Below are 11,661 nucleotides of genomic sequence, written 5' to 3'. Positions count from 1 at the left end.
GGCTTGGAGAAGACCGTCTTCGTGCCAAGGAAGTGTCTCTCGCGGTTCTTCTCCATACGGACAGCTATCTTCCTTTCGGGTTGGATGGAAAACGAACGGATCTGCAGGAAGTGGTTAGGAAAGCAGACGAGAAAGATGAACAGCCGATGGGGCTCCATCATTACAAAGAAATGGATAAAAGTATGGCTGTTCAGCTTCTTCATGAATTGGACAAAAAGGTCGAAGGTGAGATGGCTGGATAAGGTATGCTCTGTCTGTCAAGCTATTATTTTGAAAATTTAGTGAAAAGTGCTTTACTTTTGGAAAATAGTCCTATATACTTTCCAGTGTAAACAAAATTTCTCAGAAAGCGAGGTCGACTAAAATGGCATATAACATGATTCAAACTTCAGCCAACTTCATATTATCGACCTGCGCAGGAACCAACTTCTGAGCTTATTGACCAAATTGCGAAATAGCACTCATAGGAGCCGCAGGTGATGCATAATGTATTCCTGTGGCTTTTTTAGTGGAGAAATCCGTTTTAAAAAAGCTGCAGGCCACCTGCGGCTTTTTATTATGCTATCAAAGAGTAAATTTACTCTTTTGATATAAAATTACTCTCGCGAAAGGAGTGTTACCCGTGACGATGAATTTTCTTATCTTCAAAGTTACCGTTGTTAAGAACAAGCGGAAGAAATACCAACAGCTGCCTGGCTATCATCCAACAGTGAAAGATCAATGGCTGGACCGTAAATCATCCTTTATCCATTACATGTAAAACAAACACAAGGAGGTAGGAAACTATGATGGCACTCATGAGGATGGCATTTATGGATTGGTATAACGGGGAGAAGGATACGGATTAGCTCTCATAGGCACGGAAGGAGGTACCGGTATGAGAATCAACTTTTTGATTTTTGCGATTTTCATTCAGCGGCGGGATGCGGCTTCCATCGACAAATCGATCGAACGCAAACGCGTGATTGAAAATAAAATCAACGATGCAAAATTGAAGCACACCAGTATATAAAAAGAAAGTCTCTGCTCCAAATCGGGCAGAGACTTTCTTTTGTTTCCAGCAATAAAGGATGGATGGAGGTGAATACTTAAAAAGAGGGAGGGATAACAAATGGCCCAGGGAAACAAGAAAATCAACGAACGCAATAAGCGCAAGCATGCAGAGAAAGCAGAAGGCAAACGAGAAAAGCAGAGCAAATAAACCACATTAAAAACCGGACGCCCTTCGTAGGGCGTCCGGTTTAGTTATTGAAAAAAGCTTGGAATGTCACTTTCTTCTGAGGGGTATGCCCATAAGATTTGTGACAATTCCTGCTTTGTCATGTTTTTCTTGATGGCGACGGTGAACAGGTTAATAAGATGATCCGCATGATCGCTCAAGAGGTGTGCTCCAAGGATTTCATCCGTCCCGGGACTTGTAAGTACCTTAATGAAAGCACCTGTCGATCGTGTCCTTTGATAAGAAAAGAACGGGGTGATTTCCTTCGACAGGATTTCGTAGGGTACTCCTTGCTCCTCCGCTTCCTGCTGACTAAGGCCCGTTTTCGCAAGTTTGGGATAGGTGAAAACGACGGATGGAATGACTGGATCAAAGGCGGAATGGTCTTTGTCCTCAAGCATATGGGAAAGGGCTCTCGATGCGCCGAGAGATGCGGCTGGTGTCAGTGGAGGAAGCCCGCTGTCTGCCGCATCTCCAGCTGCATAGATAGATGAGTCGGATGCGGATTTAAAGTTAGCATCGACAGGAATACCTTTGTCCGTAGGGTCTATACCGGCACGCTCAAGATGAAGGGATTGAATATTTGGAACTCTTCCGCCGCCGTGGATGACCAGATCGGTGTTGAACTTATGGGTTAAACCGTCTTTTTCCGCTTCTACTATAAACCCTTCCCGGTCTGTTCTCGTAATGTTTGTCACCTGCGCGTTCGTATGGACGTTAATTCCGATATTCCTGGATAATTCCACGAGTTTGTTCGTCATTTCTATGTCATATTCCTCAAGTATGTGCGCGGCGTCATGGAAGATGGAAACGTTCCTCCCCATTCTTCTGCACATATGAGCCAATTCGAAGGAAACAGGACCTCCTCCTACAAAAACAATAGTATCGGGAAGATATTCCTGTTCGAAGAAATCATCACTGGTTAGTAAATGTTCCGTCCCTTCAAACGGAAGCGGCGCAGGAAGCGATCCCGTCGCTATAAGGAAGTGATCCGCTTTCAGAACACAATCCCCGACTTCGATCGTCGATCCGTCTATAAATATTGCTGTCCCTTTGTACACTTCCATGCCGATTTCTCGGAAGGAATGTTCTACTTGTGCAGGAACAGGAACGGTAAACGTATCTTTGAATTTCTTCATCTGATTCCAGTCTAACGACAATGCCCCCTGTATTCCATAGTCCTTAAGGCGGTGAGCGTCATCATAGGTTTCTGTAATGCCTGACAATATCCTTTTCGGGTCACATCCCCGGTTGGGGCACGTGCCGCCGAGTGGGCCGCTTTCAACGACCGCGGTCTTCCAGCCGTATTGTTGAGCTTCTGTCGCCGCTTTTCTGCCGGCGGCTCCGCTTCCGATTACAATCAGATTATAGGTTGCGTCCATTTCCACTGCTCACCCTTTCCTTTTGTCTGTACAGGTTTATACCCTGTCATCAAAGGGAAAAAACGGATGGAAGAAGAAGTCACTCACTCAATAAGAGAGAATATTCGGTAATCTCATGTTTAAATGGTACAATGGAAGAAAAGGGAAGGGAAGATGCACGATGTATTTACATAGAAAACCACTCCCCGTTCCGGAAGCCGTCGCCCGTGTGATGGAGTACGCATGGAACGGCCCTTCGGAAATCGTTCCCATCGGGTCCTGTGACGGAAGAATTCTTGCTGTAGATGTGGAAGCGACTCATCCGGTTCCGCCATTTGATAAATCCCCGTATGATGGATTTGCGTTAAAAGCAGGTGATACGGAAGGTCTCTCCAAAGATCATCCGGGAAATTTCCACGTATTGGAAACAATCGGAGCAGGTGCCCGCGCTTCGCGAGCCCTCAGGGAGGGGGAAGCCGTCCGGATCATGACCGGAGCAGAAATGCCGGAAGGTGCCGATTGTGTCGCTATGTTTGAAATTTGTCATACATATGAAGAAGCCGGTAAGGATTGGGTAACGTTGAAACGGCCGATGCAGGCCGGCCAGAATGTCATAGGAAAAGGAACAGAAACAGAATCCGGGAGAGTGCTGGTGGAGAAAGGGACACCGATTAATCCGGGAGTGAAGGCACTCCTTGCTACTTTCGGCTATTCAGACGTCCTAGTACATAAGAAGCCGCGGATCGGTGTATTCGCTACAGGTACGGAGCTGCTGGAAGTAGACGAAGCATTGGTGCCGGGTAAAATCCGCAACTCGAATGCCCAAATGGTCTTGAGCCAAATTAAACGTGCCGGGGGAGAAGGCGTGTATCTCGGTAAGCTGGCAGATGAATTCGAAGTCTGCTATCAGGCTGTATCCCGTGCGATGAAGGATTTCGATTTTCTAATGACGACCGGAGGCGTTTCGGTAGGGGATTATGACTTAATGCCGGCCATTTATGAAAAGCTGGAAGCCGATGTGCTTTTCAATAAAGTAGCCATGCGCCCCGGCAGCGTGACAACGGTAGCGGTGAAAGACGGAACACTCCTTTATGGACTTTCCGGTAATCCGTCCGCCTGCTATGTCGGGTTTGAATTGTTCGCTTACCCAGTGATTCAATCCTTCCTTGGCAGAGAAAAGCCGTATCACCCTTCCATTCAAGCCGTTTTGGGAGAAGATTTTAAGAAGCCGAACCCATTCGCAAGGTTTGTACGCGGCTTCCTTGCTTATGAGGAAGGAAGGGTTCTCGTGTATCCTGCAGGAGTGGATAAATCGGCTGTTGTAACTTCACTTGCACATACAAACGTGCTGATCGTCTTGAAAGGCGGTACACGCGGATACCAGAAAGGGGATACTGTCCAGGCGATTTTGTTGGAGTCGCCGGGAAGCCAACCTCATTTCCAGTAGAAGGGGTGATCGTATCAATCCGAACATCATTGATCAATTAGGAAGGCCGATCCGGGATTTACGCATCTCCGTCATCGATCGGTGCAACTTCCGCTGTACTTACTGTATGCCGAAAGAAATATTCGGGAAAGATTATGCCTTCCTCCCGAAGGATGAACTGCTGAGCTTCGACGAAATCCTCCGTCTCGTAAGGATTTCTGCTGCGTTCGGAGTGGAAAAAATACGTCTGACGGGCGGCGAGCCACTGCTCAGGAAGGATTTGGACGTGTTGATTCAAAGAATCCGTGAGGTGGAAGGAATCCGGGATATCGCGTTGACAACGAATGCTGTGCTGCTCACCAAGCAGGCAGAGCGGTTGAAAGCGGCCGGGCTTGATCGTGTGAATATCAGTCTGGATGCTGTTGAAGATGAGGTATTTCAACGAACCAACGGGATGGGCATTAAAACAAAGCCTGTGCTGGATGGAATAGAAGCAGCGAGAGAGGCGGGTCTTGCAATCAAGATCAATATGGTCGTGAAGAAAGGCATGAATGAGGACCAAATTCTGCCGATGGCAAGATATTTCAAAAGTACCGGCGACACCCTGCGTTTTATCGAATTCATGGAAGTAGGCAACCACAATGGGTGGAACATGGATGCTGTCGTATCGAAGACGGAGATCATTGACCGGATTCACGAAGAAATGCCTCTCATCCCGCTTGATGCGGATTATTTCGGGGAAGTAGCCACCCGCTATAAGTATGAAGACAGCAGCACGGAAATTGGAATTATCTCTTCCGTGACGGAGGCATTCTGCTCCAGTTGTACGAGGGCGCGGCTGTCTGCTGACGGAAAGCTCTATACTTGTCTTTTTGCAACGTCCGGTTTTGATCTGCGGGAACGATTAAGGGACGGGTCTACGGATCAGCAAATCACGGATTACCTCTTATCCATATGGACAGGAAGGGCCGATCAGTATTCTGTGGACAGAGCCGAAGGAAAACCGATGAAGCACAATAAAATCGAAATGTCCTATATCGGAGGATGATTGTTGTTCTTTCTTTGCCCCATGCAGCATCGTCCTCTATAATATAAATAATAATCTTTTTCGGGGAGGTTGTTCTCGTGAAAACCTTTAAATTGATTTCTTTAGATATCGTGGAAGAGAAGAATGATGACATTACACAGAGACGGATCAAGCTGCAGGACGGTTTAATCATAAACCGAGAAGATGATCACGGGCGCTGGGTCATTGAAGCTTATGTGGACCACAGCTATCAGGAATTCTTTGAAGACATGTACGAGCGACAAGAAGAAATCATCATCCAGGCGAAAATAACAAAGCAGACCAATACGCCAGCTGCTTTCATGGTAAAGCCGATTGATATTAATAAAATCGGGGATTCTATGAATGTCATCTTCATGGGTACGATTATCGACCGCCGACTGGAACAAGTCGAGCAGGTGTTGAAACAGCTCGTTGACGAGGGATATCAGGGAGAAGCGCTCCTTGAAGCGTTTAAACAGCGCGGGCAGAAAACGAAAGCATAACGATGGCGACAATGGGTTCCGGCCCGTTCGTCGCTTTTTTTAGTAAGAGCCGGCAGGTCTTTAGAATCAATGGATTTAAAAAGATGGGAGAAATTTATCGAACATCCTGCTATACTATGACATGGTGATTCACAAGAGGAATCAGAAAATGAAACATTAAAGGAGATTTACTATGTGGGTGAGGAGAAAAAGCCTGCTGTGGCTGAATGATTTATCGCCATTTCAACTAATCGCACTATACTACTTATTAGCCGTCACCATTTCATCCATATTGATATCTTTGCCGGTCGCTCACAATGAAGGGGTTACGATCAGCTTTATCGATATATTGTTCACTGCTGTCAGTGCCGTCAGCGTTACAGGCCTTACGACTGTTCCGATTGCCGACACGTTCAGTACGACCGGGTACTTCATCATCGCTCTTGTGCTGCAGTTCGGTGGGATCGGTGTCATGACGCTTGGAACACTTGTCTGGCTGATGCTCGGTAAGAAAATAGGGATGAAAGAACGCCGGCTTATTATGACGGACCAGAACCAGACTTCGTTCCAGGGAATGGTCCGGCTCGTCAAGCAGATCGTCCTTGTGGTGCTCATCATCGAATTGATCGGTTTCCTTATCCTGGGTACGTATTATCTGCAGTATTACGATGCTGGGGAAGCGTATCTTCAAGGTTTCTTCGGAACAATCAGCGCCATGACGAACGGCGGTTTTGATATTACAGGACAGTCCCTTGTACCATATAAAGACGATTATTTCGTTCAATTCATCCATATGATTCTGATCATTTCCGGAGCTATCGGATTTCCGGTGTTAATTGAAGTGAAGCAATACCTGCTCCATAATACGGACGAGCAAAGCATCAGCTTCTCTCTGTTTGCAAAATTAACAACATTTACGTTCCTGGCATTGGTCGTATTCGGTACCATCATGATTTTCCTCCTGGAATTCAAAAACTTCTTTGTCGACAAATCGTGGCACGAGATTCTTTTTTATTCCTTGTTCCAATCGGTAACGACGCGTAGTGGAGGACTGGCGACGCTTGATATTAATCAATTTACGGAGCAAACACAGCTGTTCATGTCCTCTCTCATGTTTATCGGAGCTTCACCGAGCAGCGTAGGAGGCGGTATAAGGACAACCACGTTCGCGCTGGTCGTCATTTTCGTTCTCACCTTTGCACGTGGCGGCGATAACATCCGCATCTTCCGTCGCGAAATCCATCCGGAAGATTTGAACAAGGCCGTCGTCGTAACGATCGTCGCTTTGTTCGTCTGCTTTACCGCTGTCCTTGTTCTTTCCATTACAGAACCGTTCAGTCTGAATGAATTGATCTTTGAAGTGACATCCGCTTTCGGTACGGTAGGGTTATCCCTCGGTATTACGCCTGGTCTTTCCTGGTTCGGGAAATGTATACTCATGCTTCTCATGTTCCTCGGAAGAATCGGCCTGCTTACTTTCCTGTTCTCGTTCAAGAAAGAGGATAAGCCGAAAGGGAAGTACCACTATCCGAAAGAACGCGTTATTATAGGATGATAATAAAAAGCACACAGCTTTCGCTGTGTGCTTTTGTTTTGCAACGACCGAGGTTGCCGGTACGTTTTGTTACCCGTTTATTAGCAATAGAATGCTGCTCCGACGATAACCAATAGAATGAACAATACGACGATCAAGGCAAAGTTATTGCCATAACCACGTGGTCTGTAGCATGGGTTGCCACAGCCTCTTCCTCCGTAATAGCCTCCGTACATAAGCTCACCTCCTGTTTCTACATTCGTAGCCTATGCAGATGGAGGCGGTGGTGTATAGTCATTCACCCATTTTTATCAAATAGTGAAAGTCGGAGCTGCCAGTTTAGCGATTTTGCTTTTATGATGTTGTTCATTTTTTCGCTGTTCTTCGTAATGTTCACACCGATCCACTTCTTCACACCAATGGTTCAGTCGTTCGTTGCTGAATTGGTTGTGGGGAGGGTGGTGGGTGGAATGGGAAGGGAAATACGGACTTGAAATTCTTTGATTGGCATACATGCAATCGACCTCCTTGGTCGTATTCTTTCCTTTATAGAGGATTTTATCCCGCATGTGCAGGAATAGCTTTCTTTATACAGAAATAATAACGTAATCGCCTGCCTGGGTTATATCTGATCAAATAAGGGTACATGATGGATATAGTTATTTTTACATAAAAGCTACAACATATTGGTAAAGCATATTCATTAGATATCTTTGTACAACTTTTGTATAATACTTGTACACTTAAAAGACAGATAGAGAAGGTGGAAGTTATGAGAAAAATTGCAGTGATCGGTGCCGGCCCGGGTGGCCTTGCATCCGCCATGATCCTTGCGTCCCAAGGATACGAAGTCGATGTATATGAGAAGCAGGCTTATGTAGGAGGGCGGAACGGGCATTTCCAACTTGGGGATTATACATTCGATATCGGGCCGACGTTCTTGAGCATGCCGCAGATCATGGAAGAAATCTTTGAAATGTCAGGGCGGAATGTCCATGACTATATGGATCTGCGGGAGCTTTCACCTATGTATGAACTCCAGTTTGACGGTAAGCGTGTTCCTATGTATAGAGACCGGGAGAAAATGCTCGCTGTCATCCGTGATTATTTCCCAGGAAATGAGAGAGGATACGAGCGCTTCATGGAGGACACGGGTGAAAAGATGCAGGCAATGATGCCTCTTCTACAGACACGTCACCATCGTCTGATGGACTATGCGAGCAGACGCGCCTTGAAAGCACTCCCTAAATTATCGCTTGGGAAATCGGTCTATGATGTGTTGTCCGAATACTTTACAGATGAAAAGCTGAAAATCGCTTTTACATTCCAGGCGAAATATCTGGGGATGTCACCTTGGGAATGTCCAGGTGCTTTCTCTATCCTTTCCTATATGGAACATGAATGGGGAGTGTTTCATCCGATCGGAGGGGTCAATCAATTGACGAAGGCTATGGCGAAGGTGACGGAAGAACACGGCGGCAGGATCCATTTAAACAGTGGAGTGAAAAGGATTGCGGTAGACGGCAAACGAATCACAGGACTTGAGCTTGAAAACGGGGATTCGGTGATTGCGGATGAGTACATCATAAATGCGGATTTCGCAGAAGCGATGTCCAACCTTGTGGATGACGGAGCACTGAAAAAGCATTCCAGAGACAAATTGGACCGGAAGAAATTCTCCTGCTCGACATTCATGATTTATGTCGGCCTGGATAAGAAATACGATATGCCTCATCATACGATTCTTTTTGCCGATGATTATAAAAAGAACGTAGAGGAGATGACGAAGGATCTTGTGTTGTCTGATGAGCCTTCCATCTATATCCATAATGCGAGCGTTACGGATCCGACCCTTGCACCCGATGGCCATTCAGCCGTCTATATTCTGGCACCGGTCCCGAATAATTATTCGGATATTGACTGGGACGGCAAACAGGAAGCTTTTAAAGAACTCGTCTATGACGAGATAGAGAAGAAAACAGGATTTCACGATATTCGGGAGCATGTGGTTGTCGAGAAAGTGCTGACACCGAAGCAATGGCAGACGGATCATTATGTGCATCAGGGAGCGACGTTCAGCATGGGGCATCAGCTCTCACAAATGATGTATTTCCGCCCTCACAATCGATTTCAGGAACTGGACCACTGTTGGCTTGTAGGAGGCGGTACCCATCCAGGAAGCGGTCTGCCGACGATATTAGAATCCGCCCGTATTACAACCGGTTGGATCAGGGAAGCGGAGGTGCAGCCTTCATGACAAAGACTGCGATTATCGGTGGAGGTATCGGCGGGCTTGTGACAGCACTGCTTTTATCCCGCGAAGAGAACAGGGAAGTGACTATTTTCGAGAAGAATGACCATCTCGGCGGCCGGTTGACGTATGAACGTCATGGAGAGTTCAAGATCGATCAAGGGCCGACGATTATTCTTCTCCCTGATATGCTTCTTGATATATTGGAAGAGGGTGGGATTCCGAGGGAGGATATACCGATCATCCCGTGCAGCCCGCTTTATGACGTACATTTTGAGGACGGCACCAGTTTCGTGAAATTCTCCGATCCGGAGAGACAGAAAGAAGAGCTGCGAGCGAAGTTCCCTGGTAATGAGAAGCACTTCGACCGGTTTCTTGCGGATATGAGAACAAGGTTCCTTCAGGGGAAATCCCAGTTTCTTGAGAAATCTTTCGTAGAGAAGCGAACGTTCTTCTCAAGGAAGAACTTAAAAACGCTCATGAAATTGAAAGCCTATCAGAATGTAAAGAAAATGATGCGCAGCTACTTTGATGATGAACGTCTCATCGAGGCATATACGCTGCAGACGCTTTATATCGGCGGTCACCCGGAGCAGTCTCCGGCAATGTATTCCCTCGTTTCATACAGTGAACATGAACACGGTATATGGTACATGAAAGGCGGTTATGCCCGACTTGTTGACATCATCCAAGCGGAACTGCAGAAACGCGGAGTGGTGATCCGGACAGGTACGGCAGTGGAAGAAGTGCTCGTGGAAGGTGGAACGGCGAAGGGCATAGCTACGAAGGAAGGCCGAGCCTACTATGATGAGCTTGTCATGAACGGAGATTTTCCGATTATGGATCGAATGCTTCCAGAGCGGTACCGGCTGAACCGTAAATATACACCTTCTTCCGGCTGTTTACTACTGTACATGGGACTCGATCGAAATTATCCCAACCACTCTATTCACCAGTTCTTTATGACAGGGGATTTCGACCAGCACATGAGGCAGGTGTTTCAGGACAAAATGCTTCCGGATGATCCTTCTTTCTACACCTTCCATCCCTCCTTGGTCGATGACTCGCTTGCCCCGGCAGGCAAGGGAGTCCTTTATACATTGATTCCGGTCCCCTCTGGAGAAGAGGTCGACTGGAGCGGAAAAGACCGGCTGATCGAGCATGTGCTCGATCAAATGGAAGAAAGGGGCTTTCCTGATCTGCGGGACCATATCGAATGGCTCCATGTCCGTACTCCGGCACAGGCAGAGCGGGAGGGGCTTTATGCGGGAGGAAGCTTCGGAATTGCCCCTACGCTCTTCCAATCGGGTGTCTTCCGCCCGCAGCTGCAACCGTATCAAATCGACCACCTGTATGCCGTCGGTGCTTCTATCCATCCGGGAGGAGGGGTGCCGATTGTCATGCAGGGGGCGAAGATATTGGCAGATTATTTGCAATTTGAGGGGAAAGCAAGGCATAATTACAAGCGAGGTGTTTAATTGATGACGGATTTGAACCAAGCATACCATCATTGTCGCAAAGTAATTGAAAAACATTCCAAGACCTTCTCCAAAGCTTTCGCACTGCTGCCGAAACAGCAAAAACAAGCCGTATGGGCCATCTACGCTTTTTGCCGGCGCGTGGATGATATCGTTGATGAGGGGGCGAATCCGAAAGCTGAGCTTGAAGCATTTGCCTTGGAATTCGATAATTTCATGGAAGGAAAGCTCGAGCTGAATGATCCGGCCTGGCTGGCGCTCGACGACGTCTTTCGGAATTTCACCATCGACCCCGAGCCTTATTACGAAATGATCCGGGGACAGCGGATGGATCTGTATCCCGAACCCATAGATACGAAAGAGGACCTTCTTCATTACTGTTATCATGTCGCAAGTACTGTAGGGCTGATGCTGCTGCCGGTAATCGCACCTGGACGTGTCGCTGCATTAAGGACGGGAGCGATCGAGCTCGGTTATGCCATGCAGATCACGAACATACTTAGGGATATCGGCGAAGATATGGAAATCGGACGCCTCTACTTACCTAAAGAGACAATGGAAAAGCACGGCTATACGATGATCGATCTCCGGAGCGGGAAGATCAACGAATCGTTCATAGCGATGTGGGAAGAATTGGCCGCGGATGCCGAGGGATATTATGAGCGTGCACTTGCTACGCTCCCTGAGTATCCTGTCTACTCCCGGATGCCTGTCGGGGGTGCTGCCAAAATGTACCGTGCCATCCTTCCGACTGTCCGCAGGAATAACTATCAAGTGTTCGGCAAACGCAACTTCGTTTCAGATCAGGAAAAGAAAGAGATCATTGCAGAAATGCAGTGATCTCTTTTTTTCGTTCCTATAC

Annotated in this window: 12 protein-coding genes and 1 pseudogene; 10 read left to right on the top strand and 3 right to left on the bottom strand. The window is 47.1% G+C overall.

Annotation, left to right across the window (positions count from 1 at the left end):
- The 3 genes and pseudogenes from D479_RS20875 to D479_RS21250 all read left to right on the top strand — a co-directional run.
- Window positions 1-242: pseudogene (locus D479_RS20875) on the top strand (phosphohydrolase); the annotation flags it as partial.
- Between the two features lie 380 nt (window positions 243-622).
- The gene (locus D479_RS20870; protein WP_161484895.1) at window positions 623-760 is read left to right on the top strand and encodes a hypothetical protein; all 138 of its coding nucleotides are present in this window, start codon (window positions 623-625) and stop codon (window positions 758-760) included.
- A 117-nt stretch (window positions 761-877) separates the two neighbouring features.
- Window positions 878-1,012, top strand: coding sequence for a hypothetical protein (locus D479_RS21250; RefSeq protein ID WP_008639943.1), 135 nt, complete (start codon window positions 878-880; stop codon window positions 1,010-1,012).
- Window positions 1,013-1,245: 233 nt separating this feature from the next.
- Here the strand turns inward: D479_RS21250 and D479_RS18065 are convergent, their stop codons facing one another.
- Window positions 1,246-2,601, bottom strand: coding sequence for an NAD(P)/FAD-dependent oxidoreductase (locus D479_RS18065; protein WP_039871782.1), 1,356 nt, complete (start codon window positions 2,599-2,601; stop codon window positions 1,246-1,248).
- Window positions 2,602-2,761: 160 nt separating this feature from the next.
- On the opposite strand from D479_RS18065, the gene glp reads away from it, so the two are divergent.
- The 4 genes from glp (at window position 2,762) to D479_RS18045 (ending at window position 7,091) form a co-directional block, all read left to right on the top strand.
- On the top strand, window positions 2,762-4,027 hold the full coding sequence (gene glp / locus D479_RS18060; RefSeq protein ID WP_008639940.1) for a gephyrin-like molybdotransferase Glp: 1,266 nt from the start codon (window positions 2,762-2,764) through the stop codon (window positions 4,025-4,027).
- Window positions 4,028-4,040: 13 nt separating this feature from the next.
- Window positions 4,041-5,054 (top strand): GTP 3',8-cyclase MoaA, encoded by a 1,014-nt coding sequence (gene moaA / locus D479_RS18055; protein ID WP_081594863.1) that lies wholly within the window; start codon window positions 4,041-4,043, stop codon window positions 5,052-5,054.
- 77 nt (window positions 5,055-5,131) lie between these two features.
- Complete coding sequence (locus tag D479_RS18050; RefSeq protein WP_008639936.1) at window positions 5,132-5,557, top strand: YwpF-like family protein; 426 nt, start codon at window positions 5,132-5,134, stop codon at window positions 5,555-5,557.
- A 172-nt stretch (window positions 5,558-5,729) separates the two neighbouring features.
- Window positions 5,730-7,091 (top strand): TrkH family potassium uptake protein, encoded by a 1,362-nt coding sequence (locus D479_RS18045; RefSeq protein WP_008639934.1) that lies wholly within the window; start codon window positions 5,730-5,732, stop codon window positions 7,089-7,091.
- Between the two features lie 80 nt (window positions 7,092-7,171).
- Here D479_RS18045 and D479_RS20360 read toward each other — a convergent pair whose 3' ends face one another.
- Window positions 7,172-7,306, bottom strand: coding sequence for a YjcZ family sporulation protein (locus D479_RS20360; RefSeq protein WP_008639932.1), 135 nt, complete (start codon window positions 7,304-7,306; stop codon window positions 7,172-7,174).
- A gap of 75 nt (window positions 7,307-7,381) precedes the next feature.
- Window positions 7,382-7,585, bottom strand: a complete 204-nt coding sequence (locus D479_RS18040) for a hypothetical protein (RefSeq protein ID WP_008639930.1) — start codon at window positions 7,583-7,585, stop codon at window positions 7,382-7,384.
- A 257-nt stretch (window positions 7,586-7,842) separates the two neighbouring features.
- Between D479_RS18040 and crtI (D479_RS18035) the strand changes: the two genes are divergently transcribed.
- Genes crtI (D479_RS18035) through D479_RS18025 form a run of 3 tightly spaced genes read left to right on the top strand, consistent with a single transcriptional unit; the run spans window position 7,843 to window position 11,639 of the window.
- Complete coding sequence (crtI, locus tag D479_RS18035) at window positions 7,843-9,327, top strand: phytoene desaturase family protein (protein WP_008639928.1); 1,485 nt, start codon at window positions 7,843-7,845, stop codon at window positions 9,325-9,327.
- Window positions 9,324-10,799: a phytoene desaturase family protein gene (gene crtI, locus D479_RS18030; protein ID WP_008639926.1), complete on the top strand. Its 1,476-nt coding sequence runs from the start codon at window positions 9,324-9,326 to the stop codon at window positions 10,797-10,799. Before crtI (D479_RS18035) ends, crtI (D479_RS18030) begins: the two co-directional genes overlap by 4 nt.
- Before the next feature lie 3 nt (window positions 10,800-10,802).
- On the top strand, window positions 10,803-11,639 hold the full coding sequence (locus D479_RS18025; RefSeq protein WP_008639923.1) for a phytoene/squalene synthase family protein: 837 nt from the start codon (window positions 10,803-10,805) through the stop codon (window positions 11,637-11,639).
- Window positions 11,640-11,661 lie beyond the last annotated feature (22 nt).

It is taken from the genome of Halobacillus sp. BAB-2008, from assembly GCF_000328325.1.
Lineage (GTDB): Bacteria > Bacillota > Bacilli > Bacillales > Halobacillaceae > Halobacillus.
Note: the sequence above shows the minus strand (reverse complement) of the source record. Positions and strands in the feature narration are given on the sequence as shown.

Bases quoted from the DNA above. Each gene is read 5' to 3' on its own strand.
- D479_RS20360 (WP_008639932.1), bottom strand. From the start codon at position 7,306: ATGTACGGAGGCTATTACGGAGGAAGAGGCTGTGGCAACCCATGCTAC.
- D479_RS21250 (WP_008639943.1), top strand. From the start codon at position 878: ATGAGAATCAACTTTTTGATTTTTGCGATTTTCATTCAGCGGCGGGAT.
- crtI (WP_008639928.1), top strand. From the start codon at position 7,843: ATGAGAAAAATTGCAGTGATCGGTGCCGGCCCGGGTGGCCTTGCATCC.
- D479_RS18045 (WP_008639934.1), top strand. From the start codon at position 5,730: ATGTGGGTGAGGAGAAAAAGCCTGCTGTGGCTGAATGATTTATCGCCA.
- glp (WP_008639940.1), top strand. From the start codon at position 2,762: ATGTATTTACATAGAAAACCACTCCCCGTTCCGGAAGCCGTCGCCCGT.
- crtI (WP_008639926.1), top strand. From the start codon at position 9,324: ATGACAAAGACTGCGATTATCGGTGGAGGTATCGGCGGGCTTGTGACA.
- D479_RS18040 (WP_008639930.1), bottom strand. From the start codon at position 7,585: ATGTATGCCAATCAAAGAATTTCAAGTCCGTATTTCCCTTCCCATTCC.
- D479_RS18065 (WP_039871782.1), bottom strand. From the start codon at position 2,601: ATGGACGCAACCTATAATCTGATTGTAATCGGAAGCGGAGCCGCCGGC.
- D479_RS18025 (WP_008639923.1), top strand. From the start codon at position 10,803: ATGACGGATTTGAACCAAGCATACCATCATTGTCGCAAAGTAATTGAA.